This is a genomic window from Stenotrophomonas maltophilia (genome assembly GCF_047497515.2).
GTDB lineage: Bacteria > Pseudomonadota > Gammaproteobacteria > Xanthomonadales > Xanthomonadaceae > Stenotrophomonas.
This window is the reverse complement of record NZ_JAXAXL020000001.1, coordinates 396,383-412,835: the sequence shown is the minus strand read 5'-3', so window position 1 is coordinate 412,835 and position 16,453 is coordinate 396,383. Positions and strand designations below refer to the sequence as shown.

Annotated in this window: 15 protein-coding genes and 1 pseudogene; 9 read left to right on the top strand and 7 right to left on the bottom strand. The window is 67.4% G+C overall.

The window, feature by feature from the left end; translation table 11 throughout:
• Positions 1-73 precede the first annotated feature (73 nt).
• Positions 74-880 (bottom strand): FHA domain-containing protein, encoded by an 807-nt coding sequence (locus ACMZPQ_RS02100; protein ID WP_197582026.1) that lies wholly within the window; start codon positions 878-880, stop codon positions 74-76.
• Positions 881-1,005: 125 nt separating this feature from the next.
• Between ACMZPQ_RS02100 and ACMZPQ_RS02095 the strand changes: the two genes are divergently transcribed.
• The 3 genes from ACMZPQ_RS02095 (at position 1,006) to ACMZPQ_RS02085 (ending at position 3,104) form a co-directional block, all read left to right on the top strand.
• A complete protein-coding gene (locus ACMZPQ_RS02095; protein ID WP_197582028.1) occupies positions 1,006-1,281 on the top strand; it encodes a polyhydroxyalkanoic acid system family protein in 276 nt (91 codons plus the stop codon).
• Positions 1,282-1,361: 80 nt separating this feature from the next.
• Positions 1,362-1,853 carry a phasin family protein gene (locus ACMZPQ_RS02090; RefSeq protein ID WP_197582030.1) on the top strand — a complete coding sequence of 164 codons (492 nt, stop codon included), beginning with the start codon at positions 1,362-1,364 and terminating at the stop codon, positions 1,851-1,853.
• A gap of 237 nt (positions 1,854-2,090) precedes the next feature.
• Complete coding sequence (locus ACMZPQ_RS02085) at positions 2,091-3,104, top strand: restriction endonuclease (protein ID WP_197582032.1); 1,014 nt, start codon at positions 2,091-2,093, stop codon at positions 3,102-3,104.
• A 126-nt stretch (positions 3,105-3,230) separates the two neighbouring features.
• Here ACMZPQ_RS02085 and ACMZPQ_RS02080 read toward each other — a convergent pair whose 3' ends face one another.
• The 4 genes from ACMZPQ_RS02080 to ACMZPQ_RS02065 form a co-directional block, all read right to left on the bottom strand.
• Positions 3,231-3,623 (bottom strand): type II toxin-antitoxin system HicB family antitoxin, encoded by a 393-nt coding sequence (locus tag ACMZPQ_RS02080; protein ID WP_053450183.1) that lies wholly within the window; start codon positions 3,621-3,623, stop codon positions 3,231-3,233.
• A gap of 8 nt (positions 3,624-3,631) precedes the next feature.
• On the bottom strand, positions 3,632-3,814 hold the full coding sequence (locus ACMZPQ_RS02075; RefSeq protein ID WP_197582034.1) for a type II toxin-antitoxin system HicA family toxin: 183 nt from the start codon (positions 3,812-3,814) through the stop codon (positions 3,632-3,634).
• Positions 3,815-3,911: 97 nt separating this feature from the next.
• A complete protein-coding gene (gene hutC, locus ACMZPQ_RS02070) occupies positions 3,912-4,640 on the bottom strand; it encodes a histidine utilization transcriptional repressor HutC (protein ID WP_197582036.1) in 729 nt (242 codons plus the stop codon).
• A gap of 28 nt (positions 4,641-4,668) precedes the next feature.
• Entirely contained in the window at positions 4,669-6,039 is a 1,371-nt protein-coding gene (locus ACMZPQ_RS02065; protein ID WP_197582038.1) for a formimidoylglutamate deiminase, read from the bottom strand.
• Between the two features lie 67 nt (positions 6,040-6,106).
• Between ACMZPQ_RS02065 and hutI the strand changes: the two genes are divergently transcribed.
• The 6 genes from hutI to ACMZPQ_RS02035 all read left to right on the top strand — a co-directional run bounded on the left by hutI (position 6,107) and on the right by ACMZPQ_RS02035 (position 15,290).
• The gene (hutI, locus tag ACMZPQ_RS02060; RefSeq protein WP_197582040.1) at positions 6,107-7,330 is read left to right on the top strand and encodes an imidazolonepropionase; all 1,224 of its coding nucleotides are present in this window, start codon (positions 6,107-6,109) and stop codon (positions 7,328-7,330) included.
• Positions 7,327-8,868, top strand: coding sequence for a histidine ammonia-lyase (hutH, locus tag ACMZPQ_RS02055; RefSeq protein WP_197582042.1), 1,542 nt, complete (start codon positions 7,327-7,329; stop codon positions 8,866-8,868). Before hutI ends, hutH begins: the two co-directional genes overlap by 4 nt.
• Positions 8,865-9,719: an N-formylglutamate deformylase gene (gene hutG / locus ACMZPQ_RS02050; protein WP_197582044.1), complete on the top strand. Its 855-nt coding sequence runs from the start codon at positions 8,865-8,867 to the stop codon at positions 9,717-9,719. The genes hutH and hutG overlap by 4 nt, the downstream gene beginning before the upstream one ends.
• On the top strand, positions 9,716-11,383 hold the full coding sequence (gene hutU, locus ACMZPQ_RS02045) for a urocanate hydratase (protein WP_197582046.1): 1,668 nt from the start codon (positions 9,716-9,718) through the stop codon (positions 11,381-11,383). Before hutG ends, hutU begins: the two co-directional genes overlap by 4 nt.
• A 163-nt stretch (positions 11,384-11,546) precedes the next feature.
• A complete protein-coding gene (locus tag ACMZPQ_RS02040; RefSeq protein ID WP_197582048.1) occupies positions 11,547-12,983 on the top strand; it encodes a serine hydrolase domain-containing protein in 1,437 nt (478 codons plus the stop codon).
• 198 nt (positions 12,984-13,181) lie between these two features.
• Positions 13,182-15,290, top strand: coding sequence for a TonB-dependent receptor domain-containing protein (locus tag ACMZPQ_RS02035; RefSeq protein ID WP_197582050.1), 2,109 nt, complete (start codon positions 13,182-13,184; stop codon positions 15,288-15,290).
• 46 nt (positions 15,291-15,336) lie between these two features.
• On the opposite strand, the pseudogene ACMZPQ_RS02030 reads toward ACMZPQ_RS02035, so the two are convergent.
• Both ACMZPQ_RS02030 and ACMZPQ_RS02025 read right to left on the bottom strand, forming a co-directional pair.
• Positions 15,337-15,588, bottom strand: a pseudogene (locus tag ACMZPQ_RS02030) (hypothetical protein); the annotation flags it as partial.
• Between the two features lie 2 nt (positions 15,589-15,590).
• Entirely contained in the window at positions 15,591-16,436 is an 846-nt protein-coding gene (locus ACMZPQ_RS02025; protein WP_197582052.1) for an energy transducer TonB, read from the bottom strand.
• Between the last annotated feature and the right edge of the window lie 17 nt (positions 16,437-16,453).

Here is a 16,453-nt window from a genome sequence, read left to right as displayed (position 1 = left end):
CTGGCCGGCAACCTCTGCGATACAGGGCGGCGACGGCCGGCCAGCGGCCGGCACTACCGCCACCGCGCGACCGTCAGCGCGCGCCGAACCAGAGCAGCAGGCTGAGCAGCGCGGCCAGCAACAATGCACTGGCCAGCAGCCACGGCCAGCGCCGCACCTTGCGCGGTGCAGCCGGCAACACCGACGCCTGCTCGGCATCCTGGCTCGACTCGTCCTCGACCGGCAGCGGTCGCCGACGCGGATCATGCGGTACCTCCAGCACGAAACGGTGCTGGCCATCGAACACCACCTGGTCGCCGGCCTGCAGCCAGCAGTGGCGCACGGCCACGCCGTTGACCCGCGTGCCGTCGGCACTGCCCAGGTCGCGAAGCAGTACGCGCTCGCCGTGCACTTCCACCCGCGCATGCTGTTCGGCGAACGCCGGGTCATCGATGGCGATATCGGCCTCGCTGCCGCGGCCGATCAGGCGGGCCCGCGACAGAGTGAAGCCACGGCCATGATGGAGACCACCGACACCGCGCAGCAGGCGCTGCTGTTCGTCGGTCCCTTCCTCGTTCTTCGGTGCCGGTGCCTGCAACAGGCTTTCGACTTCGCCCTGCAGCACCATTTCCACGCCATCCACGTACACCGCGTCGCCCGCGCGCAGCAGGGCCATCCGGCGCACCGGGCGGCCGTTCACGTGAATGCCGCGAATGCCATTGCCGACCTGCAGCCACAGGCCGCGATCGTCCATGCAGAACTGCGCCAACAGCAGGGCGCCGTTGCCGCCCTCGCCCAGCCGCACGCTGCCGTTGGCCTGGCGCACGATGCGCTGCACCCCGGGCCGCAGTGGCTGGTCGGGCTGTTGTTGTTGACTGAAGTGAACAAGCAGGTTCTGCACGCGGCGCAGCCTAGCAGGTTGCTCGCCAACGAAGAAGAACCGGCGATGAGTGCTTGGCGCGAAGGCCCTCGATGCGCACAATGCTCGCCCTCATTGATCATCCCCGCCCTGCGCCAGGAGCCTGCATGTCCACCATCGATGTCCGCCACGCCCACGCCCTGCCCGACGCACAGGCGCGCGCCGCGATCGAACAGGTCGCCGCCAAGCTGTCCGAGCGCTTCGGCCTGAAGTCCTCGTGGACCGCCGATGTGCTGAATTTCTCCGGCAGCGGCGTGGACGGTGCCATCGAACTGCAGCCGGGCGCCGTGCGCGTGACCGCCAAGCTGGGCTTCCTGCTGTCTGCGATGAAAGGCATGGTGGAAAGTGAGATCCAGCGCGTGCTGAAGGAAAAGCTGGGCTGAACCCCGGCGGCGGCCGTCACGGCCGTGCAACGCCATCGCGCGCTACTCTCGGGGCAGGCCCAACTCCCACGGGAAGTACGATGAACCAGTACGAGAACGACGACCGCCGCAACGACGACGCCTCTTTCGGTGACCAGGCCGAGCGCTTCTCGCGCAAGCTCAGCGACTCTGCGCAGCAGGTCTGGCTGGCCGGCCTGGGCGCACTGGGCCGTGCCCAGGCCGAAGGCAGCCGCTTCTTCGATGGCCTGGTGAAGGAAGGCGAAGCCTGGGAGGCACGCCGCCGTGAACGCAACGGCGAGCAGGGCCCGGGGTGGCGCGACAACGTGGAATCGTCGCTGGATGAGGCCCGCGAGAAAGCCTCCGGCACCTGGAACAAGGTGGAAAAGGCCTTCGACGACCAGGTACAGGGCGTGCTCAAGCGCCTGCATGTGCCCACCGCCGACGAAGTAACCGCGCTGGAAGCCCGCATCGATGCCCTGCACGCGCGCCTGGCCAAGCTGGAAACCCGCGCCGCATCAGGTTCTGATGCCCCGGCGCCAGGCAGCCATCAATCGCCGGGCAGCGTGCCCTGAGTGACCAATGTTGCAATGCAATAAATTTTGATTGACAATCGCGAGCAACCCGCCAATCGCTTCGGCTGCCGTTTGTTCCCTCCCCTCACGGCTTCAGGATTGGCGGGTTTTTCGTGCCTGCCCTGCACCGATCTGAGCGCTACATCACGCTTCTTGTCAGGAACCTCCTGACCCCGCGGGGCTACGCGACCTTTACACTGTCGTCTTCCGCACTCGCCCCTTCCGCGCACCTCCTGCATGCTCCCCTGGATTCTGGCCCTGCTGTCGGCCCTGTTTACCTGTTCCCTGGCCGTTGTCTATCTGTGGTGGGTCAAACGGCGGCAGAAGGAGATGCGGCTCGGCCTGCAGGCCCTGGCCGGCATGCATTGGCGCGAATTCTCGGTCCTGGTCCGGCGCATGCTGCGCGAACAGCGCGGCCTGCGTGAACTCAGCGATACGACGGAAGAATCACGCGAGCCGAGCAGCGACTTCCTGCTCAGCGACGGCCCCAACACCTGGCTGGTGTCGTGCAAGCACGGCCTGGCCTATCGCATTGGTACCGCCGCGGTGAACGAGCTGGGCGCCGCCGCGCGCCTGGCTGGCGCCAAGGGCGGCGTGCTGCTGACCGAAGGGCGGATCGAACGCGATGGCCGCAGCGCCGCCGAGAAACAGGCGGTGGAAGTGCTGGACGGCCCACGCCTGTGGCCGTTGCTGCAACCCTACCTGCCGTCGGACATCGAATCGCGCGTGCGCGCCAGCGCCAGGCATGAGGCGCTGCGCCGGATCGCGATTGCCGCGCTGGCTTCGGTGACCCTGGGCCTGCTGGTCGGGCTCGGTCTGCAGGGGCTGCACGGGGAAGACGCCACGCCGGTAGCCGCAGCACCGGCTGAGGCCGCCCCGTCGGCCGCCTCCGCGCCTGCGGCCGAACCAGCACCCGAAGCGAGCGAGGCAGCACCGCCCACCACTGCGGCGCCCTCGCCGACGGCGGCAGGCACCGATGAACGCAGCAACCCGAATCCGGATGCGGCTACCCTCGAACGCTTCCAGGCCGACCTGGCCCGTGCCTTGGCCGGCAAACCCGGTATCGCCAGCGGCGTGTGGCTGACCCGGCAGACCCTGGCGATCAACCGCACCGGTGAACTGGACGCAGTGTGGCCGCGCGTGTGCGAGGAAGTGCTGCACTACCCCGCGCTGCGCAACGTGCGCATCCAGCTCAATGCCCGCCCCGGCGTGGACGAGCCGGTGCGCTGGCGGCAGTGCGCCACGTATTGATGGGGACCAGCATCCACGCATGGCGTGGATCTACCGAATCCCGATACACGAATCTCTGGTAGATCCACGCCACGCGTGGATGCCTTTGCAGAGCCGAGCATGGGCTCGGCTCTTCATGGCGCCTGCTCAGCCCAATGCAGCCAGATGGGCGATGTAACTGGAACGCGATTCACCCGCCGCTCTTGCCTGTGCATCCAGTCTCGCCAGGATCCGGCGTGGCAGGCTGATGTTGACCCGCTCGATGGTGTCGTCCAGCAGCGCCGGGTCAATGCAGATGTAGGCAAGAATCCAGCGGGTGTCCCTTGATGCCTCGGCGGCGATCTTCTGGGGTGCGGAAGGTGTCGGAATCGATCGCCCGTCATCCAGGGCCGCGTCAATCCAGGCGAGCGCAGCCTCTTCCGCAGCGCTGAGCGCATCATCAAGCGTGTCGGCCGCCGAGAAGCACCCGGGCAGATCCGGAACGACGACGCCCCACGCGGTGCGTTCATCGCCTGCCTCGATCAAGACTGGATAGCGCATGGGACCTCCTACGTCAGCCCTGCGAGCTTCCGCAACGCCAGCACCAGCCCCTTTCCCAGATCCTTCCTTGGATGAGGCACGGTGATGATGTGTGGGCACTGCGGGTGCACAAATACATGATGGGATCCGCGAATCCGCCGACAGGTCCAACCTGCCGCTTCCAATTCCCGGATGAGGTCCCTGCTCTTCATGCAGGGACGATACACATCGTACACACGCCCCGACAGAGTTCAAGGCGACAGCCGTTCCGCCCCAGTAGATCCACGCCATGCGTGGATGGCCCCCCCCCTAGCGCGCCCCAGGCGCAAAGCGCGCCACCAGATCCCAGGCGTCGCCAAGGAACACCTGCCTCACGCGGGTGATCGGTTGTTCACCGCGCCAGGTCAGGCGCTCGATCACCAGGCAAGCGGTGCCGGGCTTCACGTCCAGCAGCTTGGCCGTGGCGGTGTCCGCGCCCCAGGCGCTGATGCGGTGCTGGGCGCGGGTCCATGACACGTTCTGCAGCAGCCAGCTGCCCGGCGCGGTGGTGTTGAAATCGACCTCCAGCACCTCGGGCACGCCCACCGGACTGATCAAGCGGTGTTCCAGCGCCAGTGGGCGGCCATCGGCCAGGTGCAGGCAACGCATCGCCAACAGCTTCTGCTGGCCGGCCAGCTCCACTTCACCGGCATTGCCGGCGTCGGCCAGGCGCAGCTCGCGTTGCAGCAGCTGGTAGCCGTACTGATGACCGCGCGAACCAACCTCCATCGCGATATCGGGGATCTCCAGCGCCACCTGCTCCAGGTGCGGGGGCTGCCGCGCCACGAACGAGCCGGCGCGACGGCGGCGCTCGATCATGCCGCTCTCGGCCAGTGCGGTCAGCACCTTGTTCACCGTCATCCGCGAGCAACCGTACTGCTCCATCAGCTCGTGCTCGTACGGGATGCGGAAGCCCGGCGCCCACTCTCCGCTGAGGATGCGGCTTTCCAGATCGCTGCGGATACGCTGGTTGAGCGTGGCGGACTTGCTGGCCTTCACGTAATGGGGTCTCGGTGGCGGGAGGCGATCAGCCCAGCACGCCCTTCAGGGCGGCGGCAAAGGCGGTGGTGATCGCCTCGCGCTGCAGGTGGCGGCCGTCGGCCACGTACTGGCGGCCATGGCGCCAGACCGATCGCAGCGCGCCATTACGTGCGGCGAACACCCAGCTGTCAAGCCAGGCGTCGTCCTGTCGCGCCTGCAGCGCGGGATGCGCAGCGTCCAGTTCAACCAGGTCGGCACTGGCACCGACCTGCAGGCCCGCGGCCACGCCCAGCGCCTGCGCACCGCCGTGCAGTGCGCCCTCGAACAGGAAGCGACCGGTGCTGCGGCTGGCATCCGGGGCCAGTACATTGCGCCCGCGCAGGGTCAGGCGCTGGCCGTACTCGAGCAGGCGCAGTTCTTCGGCGGCATCGATCAGCACATTGGAATCGGAGCCGACGCCGAAGCGACCGCCTTCGCGCGCGAACGCCTGCATCGGGAACAGGCCATCGCCCAGGTTGGCCTCGGTGATCGGGCACAGGCCGGCCACGGCCTGGCTGGCCACGATGGCTGCGCGCTCGTCATCGGTGATGTGGGTGGCATGCACCAGGCACCAGCGCGCATCCACGGGCGCGTGGTTGTACAGCCACTGCACCGGACGCTGGCCGCTCCAGGCCAGGCAGGCCTCGACTTCACGCACCTGCTCGGCGATATGGATATGTACCGGGCCTTCGGTGAGCGGCAACAATGCACCCAGTTCCTCGCCCGTGACTGCACGCAGGCTGTGCGGTGCGATGCCGAGCACCGCATCGGGCAGCGCGGCCAATGCCGGCTTTGCGGCGTCCAGCAGCTGTGCAAACCCGTCCACATCGTGGATCAAGCGACGCTGCGCGGGATTCGGCGCTGCACCGCCAAAGTCGGCATGGGCATAGAACACCGGCAACAGGGTCAGGCCGATGCCGGTCTGATCGGCGGCAGCGGCAATCCGCGCGCTCATCTCGGCACGGTTGGCATACGGGCGGCCGTCGGCATCGTGGTGCAGATAGTGGAACTCGCCAACGCGGGTGAAACCACTTTCCAGCATTTCCATATAGGCCTGGGCGGCGATGGCCTGCACCGCATCCGGGCGCAGGTGGGCCAGGAAGCGGTACATCAGCTCGCGCCAGCTCCAGAAACTGTCACCGTCACCGCCGCCGATCTCGGTCAGGCCGGCCATGCCGCGCTGGAAGGCGTGGCTGTGCAGGTTGGGCAGGCCCGGCACCAGGATGCCGACCCGGGTATCGCCCGGCTGCGCATCCTGCCCCATGCTGATGGCCGTGATGCGGCCGTCCTGCACCTGCAGGCGCACATCGCGGGCCCAGCCCTCGGCCAGCAGGGCGTGGGTGGCATGGAAACAGTGCGGGGAACGCGAATCGGACATGGCTGGACAACCCGAAATGGACGCCTATATTGTATAGACATATAAGCACAGCCGCGTTGTGGATGCCATGCACGTCGATACCCTCTGGTCCAACGTCCACCTGATCACCCTCGACGGCGACGGCCTGGGCGTCATCCGCGATGGCGTGCTGGCCTGCGCCGACGGGCGCATCGTCCATGTCGGCACCGCCGGCAGCGATGCCCACCTGCAACCGACCACCCGCATCGACGGCGAAGGCCGCTGGATCTCGCCGGGCCTGATCGACTGCCACACCCATCTGGTCTACGCCGGCAACCGCGCCAACGAGTTCGAGCAGCGCCTGCAGGGTGTCAGCTATGCCGAGATCGCCCGTGCCGGCGGTGGCATCGTCTCCACCGTGCGTGCCACCCGCGCCGCGTCGCCGGAACAGCTGGCCCGCGAAAGCCGCCCCCGCCTGCTGGCGATGCGCGCCGAAGGCGTGACCACGCTCGAGATCAAATCCGGCTACGGCCTGACCCTGCCCGACGAACGCAAGCAGTTGCAGGTGGCGCGTGCACTGGGCGAGGAATGCCGGGTCAACGTGGTGACCACCTTCCTCGGCGCACACGCGATTCCACCGGGCCGCGAAGCCCAGGAGTACACCGACGAGGTGTGCAACGTGATGATTCCGGCCATCGCCGCCGAAGGCCTGGCCGAAGCAGTGGACGTGTTCTGCGAGAACATCGCCTTCTCGCCCGCGCAGGCGCGGCAGGTGTTCGAGGCGGCACGCGCCCACGGGCTGGCGGTGAAGATCCACGCCGAGCAGCTGAGCAACCAGCATGGCGCCGAACTGGCGGCCGGCTTCGGTGCGCTCTCGGCCGACCATATCGAACACCTCGATGACGCCGGAATCGCGGCGATGGCGGCGGCCGGCACCGTCGCCGTGCTGCTGCCCGGCGCCTTCTATTTCACCCGCGATACCACCCTGCCGCCAATCGCGGCGCTGCGTGCGGCCGGCGTGCCGTTGGCGCTGGCCACCGACAGCAACCCGGGCACCTCGCCCCTGACCAGCCCGCTGCTGGCGATGAACATGGGCGCCACCCTGTTCCGCCTGACCGTGGATGAGTGCATCGCCGGCTTCACCCGTGAAGCGGCGCGTGCACTGGGCCATGGCGACCGCATCGGCCGCCTGGCCGTGGGCATGGACTGCGACCTGGCGATCTGGGACATCCACGCCCCCGCCGACCTGGTCTATCGCATTGGATTCAACCCGCTGCACGCGCGCGTGGTGCGCGGACAGCCCGACCTGCCTGCCTCCTGGAGCAACACATGAGCAACACCCTGGTTCTTCGCCCCGGCCATGTCACTCTCGCCCAGTGGCGGCAGGTCTACCGCGGTGCACCGCTGGCACTGGACCCGGCCGCGCTGCCGGCGGTGCGTGCCAGTGCCGCGGCCGTCGCCGCCATCGTCGCCAAGGGCGCGCCGGTCTATGGCATCAACACCGGCTTCGGCAAGCTGGCCAGTGTGCGCATCGAGCGCGAGGACCTGGCCACCCTGCAGCGGAACATCGTGCTCTCGCACGCTGCTGGCGTCGGCGAGCCGATGCCGGCCCGCGTGGTGCGCCTGATGATGGCGCTGAAGCTGGTCAGCCTGGCGCAGGGTGCTTCGGGCATCCGCGAGGAAACCCTGCTGCTGTTGGAAGCGATGCTGGTCAAGGGCGTGCTGCCGGTGGTGCCGGCACAGGGCTCGGTGGGTGCTTCGGGTGACCTGGCACCGCTCTCGCACCTGGCCAGCGTGATGCTGGGCGTGGGCGAAGCCTTCATCGGCGACGAACGCCTGCCGGCGGTCGATGCACTGGCACGCGCCGGTCTGCAGCCGATCGAACTGGGCGCGAAGGAAGGCCTGGCGTTGCTCAACGGCACCCAGTTCTCCACCGCCTATGCGCTGGCCGGCCTGTTCGAAATCGAGACCGTGTTCCAGGCGGCGCTGGTCACCGGCGCGCTGTCGGTGGAAGCGGCCAAGGGCTCGGACACCCCGTTCGATCCGCGCATCCATGCCATCCGTGGCCAGCGCGGGCAGATCGCCACCGCGGCCACGCTGCGCACGCTGATGCAGGGCTCGGACATCCGTGAATCGCATCGTGACAACGACGTGCGCGTGCAGGATCCGTACTGCCTGCGCTGCCAGCCGCAGGTGATGGGCGCGGCGCTGGACATCCTGCGCCAGGCCGCGACCACGCTGGAGATCGAAGCCAACGGCGTATCCGACAACCCGCTGGTGTTCACCGATACCGGCGAAGCCCTGTCCGGCGGCAACTTCCATGCCGAACCGGTCGCCTTCGCTGCCGACATGCTGGCGATGGCGGTGTGCGAGATCGGTTCGATCAGCGAGCGCCGCCTGGCCATGCTGGTGGACCCGGCGCTGTCCGGCCTGCCGGCGTTCCTGACCCCGCGCCCGGGGCTGAATTCCGGCTTCATGATTCCGCAGGTCACCGCCGCCGCGCTGGTCTCGGAGAACAAGCAGCGCGCCTACCCGGCCAGCGTTGATTCGATCCCGACGTCGGCCAACCAGGAAGACCATGTGTCGATGGCCGCGCATGGCGCGCGCCGACTCATGCAGATGGCCGAGAATGCCGCCAACGTGATCGGCATCGAGCTGCTGGCCGCCGCGCAGGGCTGCGATTTCCACGCCCCGCTGCGCTCCAGCGCCGCGCTGGAAACCGTGCGCGCCACCCTGCGCGCGCAGGTGCCGACGCTGGAAGAGGATCGCTACTTCCACCCGGACATGGTGACCGCCACCAACCTGGTGCGCAGCGGCGCGCTGGCGCAGGGCCTGAGCGATCTGTTGCCGACCGTGGAACCGCAGGCATGAATGCACATCCCGACTGGCTGACCGTGCACGAGGGCGACGCCCCCCTCATCGTCAGCTTCCCGCATACCGGCAGCGAGCTGCCGCATGACCTGATTGGCGACTACCACTCGCCGTGGCTGGCCCGTCGCGACGCCGACTGGTGGGTGCATGAGCTGTACGACTTCGTGCGCGGCATGGGCGCGACCACGGTACGCTCGGCCATCTCGCGTTCGGTGATCGATCTCAATCGTGATCCCAGCGGTGTCTCGCTGTACCCGGGCCAGAACACCACCGGCCTGTGCCCGCTGACCACCTTCGACAACCAGCCGCTCTACCACGCCGGGCGCGAGCCGGATGAGGCGGAAATCGCGCGCCGCCGCGACACGTATTTCCTGCCCTACCACGATGCACTGGCCGCACAGATCACCCGCCTGCGCGCACGCCACGGCACCGTGGTGGTGTACGACGCGCATTCGATCCGCTCGCACATCCCGCACCTGTTCGACGGCGAGCTTCCGCAGTTCAATCTGGGCACCGCCGGCCCCTCCGGTGCACCGGACACCTCCTGCGACAACGCGTTGAGCGATGTGGTGGAGAACCTGCTGAAAATCAGCGGCATGAGCCAGGTGCGCAACGGCCGCTTCAAGGGCGGCTGGATCACCCGCCACTACAGCAACATCGCCGGCGGCGTGCACACCCTTCAGATGGAACTTGCCTGCCGCGGCTACATGCACGAGCCGCTGCCCGACCAGGTGGACGAACACAGCTGGCCCACCCCGCTCGACCCCGACCACGCCGCACCGCTGCGCCACACCCTGGCGCAGGTGCTCAACGCCTGCCTTGAATTCGCTACGAACCGGAGCGCCGCATGACCCGCAACGACCCGTCCCGCACCATTGCCGCGCCGACCGGCACCACGCTCAACGCCAAGAGCTGGCTGACCGAAGCGCCGCTGCGCATGCTGATGAACAACCTGCACCCGGACGTGGCCGAGCGCCCGCAGGAACTGGTGGTTTACGGCGGCATCGGCCGCGCCGCGCGCGACTGGGAAAGCTTCGATGCGATTGTCGAAACGCTCAAGCGCCTGGACGATGACCAGACCCTACTGGTGCAGTCGGGCAAGCCGGTGGGCGTGTTCCGCACCCACGCCGACGCACCGCGCGTGCTGATCGCCAATTCTAACCTGGTGCCGCGCTGGGCCAACTGGGACCACTTCAACGAGCTGGATAAGAAGGGCCTGGCCATGTATGGCCAGATGACCGCCGGCAGCTGGATCTACATCGGCGCGCAGGGCATCGTGCAGGGCACCTACGAGACCTTCGTGGAGATGGGCCGCCAGCACTTCGGTGGCGACCTGACCGGCAAGTGGCTGTTCACCGGCGGCCTGGGCGGCATGGGTGGCGCGCAGCCGCTGGCCGCGGTGATGGCCGGCGCCTCCTGCCTGGCTGTCGAGTGCCGCAAGAGCAGCATCGACATGCGCCTGCGCACCGGTTACCTGGATACCTGGACCGACAACCTGGACGAAGCGCTGCGCCTGATCGATGAGTCGTGCAAGGCGGGCACGCCGAAGTCGGTGGGCCTGCTGGGCAATGTGGCCGATGTGCTGGCCGAACTGCTCAAGCGCGGCGTGAAGCCGGACCTGCTGACCGACCAGACCTCCGCACATGACCCGGTAAACGGCTACCTGCCGCAGGGCTGGACCGTCGAACAGTGGGACGACAAGCGCGTATCCGCTCCCAAGGAAGTGGAGAAGGCCGCGCGTGCTTCGATGGCCAACCATATCCGCGCCATGCTCGGCTTCCACGCACTGGGCGTACCGACCGTGGACTACGGCAACAACTTGCGGCAGATGGCGCTGGAAGAAGGCGTGGCCAATGCCTTCGACTTCCCCGGCTTCGTGCCGGCCTATATCCGCCCGCTGTTCTGCCGCGGCATCGGCCCGTTCCGCTGGGCCGCGCTGAGCGGTGACCCGGAAGACATCGCCAAGACCGATGCCAAGGTGAAGGAACTGATTCCGGACAACCCGCACCTGCATCGCTGGCTGGACATGGCCGCCGAGAAGATCAAGTTCCAGGGCCTGCCGGCGCGCATCTGCTGGGTCGGCCTGGGCGACCGTGATCGCCTCGGCCTGGCCTTCAACGAGATGGTCGCCAACGGCGAGCTGAAGGCGCCGGTGGTGATCGGCCGCGACCACCTGGACAGCGGCAGCGTGGCGTCGCCGAACCGCGAAACCGAGGCGATGGCCGACGGCTCCGATGCAGTATCCGACTGGCCGCTGCTGAACGCCCTGCTCAACACCGCCAGCGGCGCAACGTGGGTATCGCTGCATCACGGCGGCGGCGTCGGCATGGGCTTCTCGCAGCACGCCGGCATGGTGATCGTCTGCGACGGCACCGAAGCCGCCGCCAAGCGCATCGGCCGCGTGCTGTGGAACGACCCGGCCACCGGCGTGATGCGCCATGCCGATGCCGGCTATGAGATCGCGATTGATTGTGCGAAGGAAAAGGGATTGGATCTGCCGGGGATTCTCGGCTGATGCAGAGGTGCCGGTCAGCGGCCGGCACTACCGGGGACGTTCTGCCCTGGCACGTGTGGTAGTGCCGGCCGCTGGCCGGCTCTCCCTGATGCGGAAATCGGTGCTCTTGACCCGATCTCCCGCCGTGACCAAGATGCGCCATCGCCGCTGACGGATCACCGCGATGTACCGCACCCTTGCTGCTGCCTTGCTCTGCGCTCTCTTTGCCGCTCCCATCGCTTCCGCGCGTGACGTTCCCGGCGAGCTCCCTGCCCGGCTCGACGCCCAACTGCAGGCCAACCGCGAACGCTACGGTATTGCAGGCCAGGCAGTACTGGTCGCGCACAACGGGAACGTGCTCTACCAGGGCGCCAGCGGTGAACGCGACCCGGCCACGCATGCGCCCGCCACCGTCGATACCATCTTCGCCTCGCAGTCGGTGGCCAAACTGCTGACCAGCACGCTGGTGATGCAGCTGGTGGAGCAAGGCAAGGTGGACCTGAATGCACCCGCCAGCCGCTATGTGCCTGACTTGCCTGCGGCATGGCAGGCGATCCCCGTGCGCGATTTTCTCAACCACAGTTCCGGCATTGGTGAATATGCCGACCGCCGTGACGGCCACTGGATCAGCAAGGGCTATGACGGCATGGCCCCCGATCTCGCTTCGGCGCTGAAGGTGGCCGGTGCAGCACCACTTGCATTCGCCACCGGCAGCCGCGTGCAATACACCCAGGCAAACTACCTGGTGCTGACGGCGCTGCTGGAAACGCACTACCGCAAGCCCTACCCGGCCATCGCGCGCGAACACATCCTGCACCCGCTGAAGATGACCCACACCTCCTGGGGCGTGGCGAGCGTACCTGCGCAGCGCGCGGCGGTGCCGTACATCGGCAGGGACGGCCAGCTGCAGCCAGCGAACGAAGAGCCATGGCCGGACTACGGCTGGGGCCATGCCGATCTGCAGACCACCGTGGGCGACATGAACCGTTTCCTGCAGGCGTTGGCGACCGGAAAGCTGGTGCGCACGGCGACGCTGGAACAGCTGTGGCAGCCGCAGAAACTGAGCGGTGGCGGCAACAATGGCTTCTCCACCGGCTGGGACACCACCCGCAGCGACGGCTACACCCAGGTCGGCCACGATGGTGGCACCCGCGTGCGGGTGCGGCTGGCCTACAAGGACACGCTGGCCAGTGGCTACTGGGTGTTCGTGTACCTGACCAATGGCAGCGCGCGCAATGTGTGGTCGAGCACGTTGGTGGAGAGCACGATGGCGGTGGCCGCACCTGCCGAGTTTCCGCATGCGGTGCTGTCGGAGCGACTGATCGCCTATGCACTGGATGATGATGCCGGCGCCGCGCAGGCGATGCGGGTCTGGTTGCGCGACGACACCCGGATGACGGGCAACGAGCTGGAGCGCGCGATCAATGCCGGCGGCTATGCCATCCGCGAGAGTCTGGGTGCGCGCAAGGCGCTGAAGGTGTTCACCCTCAATACCGAGCTGTATCCCGAGTCGGCCAATACCTGGGACAGCCTGGCCGAGTGCCATGCGGCGCTGGGCGAGAAGGAATCGGCTGATCGGCTGTATGCGAAGGCCAAGGCGATGGCGAAGCCTTCACCGTAAACCGATTGTAGAGTCGAGCTTTGCTCGACTGCTTCCCTGCATCGGAGTCGAGCACGGCTCGACGCTACAAATGCGAAAGAGCAGTCGAGCAAGCTCGACGCTACAAGCGCGCGGGCGGCCCATACGCGGGCGGTGGGTGACGTAACGCGCGCGACCTGTTAACTTGCGCGCCAATTTCGTGGTTTACAGCCTTTCCGCATGTCGCTCTCGTCGTACCGCCCTACCCCATCGCTGCTGTTCCTGGCCGTTTCCCTCGGCCTCGCCGCTACCGCCCACGCCGCGCCGCAGGCCACCACGCTGGATGCAGTGCAGGTCACTGCCGCAGATGCCAGCGCCCAGGCCCGCGAGGCGCTGAAGCGTGTTCCCGGCGCCAGCAACGTCATCGACGTGGCCAAGGCCGACAGCCGACTGTCCAGCAGCGCCGATGTGCTGGCTTACCAGCCCGGCATCAGCGCACAGTCGCCAGGCAACGAGGGCACCAAGGTCTCCATCCGCGGCTCCGGCATCAATCGCGGGCCGGGCGCGCATGCCTCGGGTATTGCCGTATCCATCGATGGACTGCCGTTGACCGGACCCGGCGGCACGCCCTACGAGCTGCTGGAGCCGCTGTGGTTGTCGCGCGTGGAAGTGCTGCGCGGCGCCAACGGTTTCGAACGTGGCGCGCTGGCACTCGGCGGCGCCATTGACTACGTCAGCCGCAGTGGCCGTGATTCGGCGGGCGTGCAAGTGCATTACGAAGCCGGCAGCCGCGGCTACCAGAAGCGCGGCCTCAGCTGGGGCGGTGTTAGCGGCGACGTCGATTACTTCCTGGCCTACACCGATACCGAATTCGATGGCTACCAGCGTCACGCAAGCGGCGACGGCAAGGGCGCGATGGCGAATGTGGGATGGCAGATCACGCCTGACTTGCAAACGCGCTTCTTCGTGCGCTATCGCGAAACCAACCACGAAACGCCCGGACGCCTGACCCGCGACCAGATCCGCAACGACCCGCGCGCGGCGAATGCGGCCAACCTGGCCATCGATGCTCGCCGCCCGCAGCCGGGCAGCACGTGGGTGGGCAATGTCACCACGCTGCAGATCGATGAGGATTCCTCGCTGCAGGCCGGGCTGGTCTATCACAAGTACCCGATGGACTTGAACGAGAGCCTGTACCGCCAGCAGCTGGACTACGCCAACCTCAATGCCACGCTGGACTATCGCCACCGCCACCGGCTGTTCGGCCTGGACAGCGAAACCACCGTTGGCCTGCGCGTCACCCACGACCTGGACGCCGACGTACGCGAGTCGCTGCGCTTTGCCAACAATGGCTACGCCGCTGGCACGCGCACGCGTGACTTCCGCCACCACGGCACCGACAGCACCCTGCACGTCAGCAACACCCTCACGTTGAACGACCGCCTGCGCCTGCAGACGGGGCTGGCGCTGATCAACACCCGCCGTGATGTGCAGGTGACCTGGCCGAGCAGTGGCGGCCGCCTGCGCGACCACGACTGGGACTACACGCCTCGACTGGGCTTCACCTGGCAGCACAGCGCACAGACACAGTGGTTCGGCAACCTCAGCCGCTCGGTGGAGGCACCGCACCCGTGGTCGATGATCTGGGGCTCGAACCAGTACTTCGCGCCAGGCAATGGACCGTCCAGCGGCCGCCAGCGCGCGCCGGTGCCGATGCAGAACCAGACCGCCACCACGCTTGAGCTGGGCGCACGTGGCGATGCTGCGCTGGGCCGCTGGGAACTGACCGGCTACTACGCGCACGTGAACCACGAACTTTTGAGCGTGGAACTGCGGCCGGTGCCGAATCTGTTCATCGCCGAGAACAACGCCAGCCCCACCGTGCACCGCGGCATCGAAGCCGGGCTGGACAGCACACTGTGGCAGGCCGCACCGGGTCGCCTGTCGCTGCGCCAGGCGTATACCTTCAGCGACTTCCGCTACCGCCACGATGCGCGCTTCGGCAGCAACCGCCTGCCCGGCCTGCCGCGCCACGCCTACCAGGCCCAGCTGCGCTTCGATCATGCATCCGGTCTGCATGCCGCGCTGAATACCGAATACGCATCGCGTATCGCGGTGGACTACGCCAACAGCTACTGGGCCGACAGCCATGTGATCTTCGGCAGCCGCATCGGCTACGACGCACCCGGTGGCCGCTGGCAGGCCTGGGCGGAGATGCGCAACCTCGGCAACCGCCACTACGCCGCCACGGTCACGCCGGGCTACGACGATGCCGGCAAGGATGTAGCGCGCTCTACGCCGGGCGAAGGCCGCGGCGTCTATGCGGGCGTGCGCTGGCGCTTTGACTGATGGCCGCAGGCGGCGCCGGGTGTGATCCGGCGCCACCGTTCCAGGGTCAACTGATACACCAGGCCGGCAGGCGCTCGCTGTGTTTCCAGATGGAAGGCGCGAAGTCGATCAGCACCAGTGCCGCCAACCACTTCGGCGACGTACTCAGCAGCGTCGAACCGAGCGAGCCGTCGCCGGGTGCGAGCAGCTCCTGCCAGGGCTTGTAACCGAGGGCGCTGCCAGCCCACCACCGCAACGCTGCGCCAATTCCCACCAGCAGCAGAGCCAGCGTGCGGCAGGTCCAGCGCTGCGAGTCTGTCATCACGACTCCGGCAATGCGGGCCACAGGCCATGTCCAAAGCCCGTATAGCGGACAGGCTCCACTCGAACACGCTCCCATCCGTCCTTGCCGCGGTGCAGAAGGTAGAGGCCGCGCATACCCGTTCCTCCACTGCACAGATCCGAGGCAACCGATGCCATTGCCCAGTTCCCGTCCAGGCTGAACACAGGACGCTGCAGATAGACGACGCCCAGATCCGGCTTGCCCGGGCCACCCGTGCATCCCTCGACGCCACGCGCGCGCCGTTGCTGAAATTCGTCCCACGTCATCCGTTGCGCCCGCGCGTGTGCAAGCTCAAACGCGAGGTCGGGTACGCGTACAGCCCGGCGGTTCGCGACCTGCAACATCGCCTCCAGATGCTGCTGCAGTTGAAAGGATGCCGCACTATCATCATCGCGCCACTCGACCACGTTGTGACGAACCTGGCAGACCGGGGCGGGGTCTCCTTCACCGCAGGCAGGCACAGTCCATTCCATCACAGCGAATGGCATGTCGGGCTCCCAGTCGCGCGGCTCGAAGTGTGCTGGCGCGAAATCTGCCAGTGGCACCTCCGCGGTCGCGAACCCACTGTTGCCGGTCAGCATCGCGGAGGAGACTACCTTCATTGGAATCGGCGGTACCGGCGGCTTTCCTGGCAGTGTCGGTCGCAGGTCGATGAGCTCCGCCATCACCTCGGCCTGCATCCGTGCCGTTCCCAGGTTGATCGGAGGCGGGCTGACATCCTGCCGCCACTGCGGGCGCACGCTGGCCATCAGCGCTGCGCCAGCAGCCACGAAAAGGACGACCGCTTTCGTCAGGATGCGCTTCCGTGCAATGCGCTGTCGCATGAAGCTCCTCGAAGAAA

What these genes read in the sequence shown, in the direction of transcription:
- ACMZPQ_RS02090 (WP_197582030.1), top strand. Translation starts at nt 1,362, where the DNA reads ATGAACCAGTACGAGAACGACGACCGCCGCAACGACGACGCCTCTTTC.
- ACMZPQ_RS02095 (WP_197582028.1), top strand. Translation starts at nt 1,006, where the DNA reads ATGTCCACCATCGATGTCCGCCACGCCCACGCCCTGCCCGACGCACAG.
- ACMZPQ_RS02075 (WP_197582034.1), bottom strand. Translation starts at nt 3,814, where the DNA reads ATGAAGAGCAGGGACCTCATCCGGGAATTGGAAGCGGCAGGTTGGACC.
- ACMZPQ_RS02065 (WP_197582038.1), bottom strand. Translation starts at nt 6,039, where the DNA reads ATGTCCGATTCGCGTTCCCCGCACTGTTTCCATGCCACCCACGCCCTG.
- ACMZPQ_RS02085 (WP_197582032.1), top strand. Translation starts at nt 2,091, where the DNA reads ATGCTCCCCTGGATTCTGGCCCTGCTGTCGGCCCTGTTTACCTGTTCC.
- ACMZPQ_RS02025 (WP_197582052.1), bottom strand. Translation starts at nt 16,436, where the DNA reads ATGCGACAGCGCATTGCACGGAAGCGCATCCTGACGAAAGCGGTCGTC.
- hutH (WP_197582042.1), top strand. Translation starts at nt 7,327, where the DNA reads ATGAGCAACACCCTGGTTCTTCGCCCCGGCCATGTCACTCTCGCCCAG.
- hutG (WP_197582044.1), top strand. Translation starts at nt 8,865, where the DNA reads ATGAATGCACATCCCGACTGGCTGACCGTGCACGAGGGCGACGCCCCC.
- ACMZPQ_RS02080 (WP_053450183.1), bottom strand. Translation starts at nt 3,623, where the DNA reads ATGCGCTATCCAGTCTTGATCGAGGCAGGCGATGAACGCACCGCGTGG.
- ACMZPQ_RS02040 (WP_197582048.1), top strand. Translation starts at nt 11,547, where the DNA reads ATGTACCGCACCCTTGCTGCTGCCTTGCTCTGCGCTCTCTTTGCCGCT.
- hutI (WP_197582040.1), top strand. Translation starts at nt 6,107, where the DNA reads ATGCACGTCGATACCCTCTGGTCCAACGTCCACCTGATCACCCTCGAC.
- hutU (WP_197582046.1), top strand. Translation starts at nt 9,716, where the DNA reads ATGACCCGCAACGACCCGTCCCGCACCATTGCCGCGCCGACCGGCACC.
- ACMZPQ_RS02035 (WP_197582050.1), top strand. Translation starts at nt 13,182, where the DNA reads ATGTCGCTCTCGTCGTACCGCCCTACCCCATCGCTGCTGTTCCTGGCC.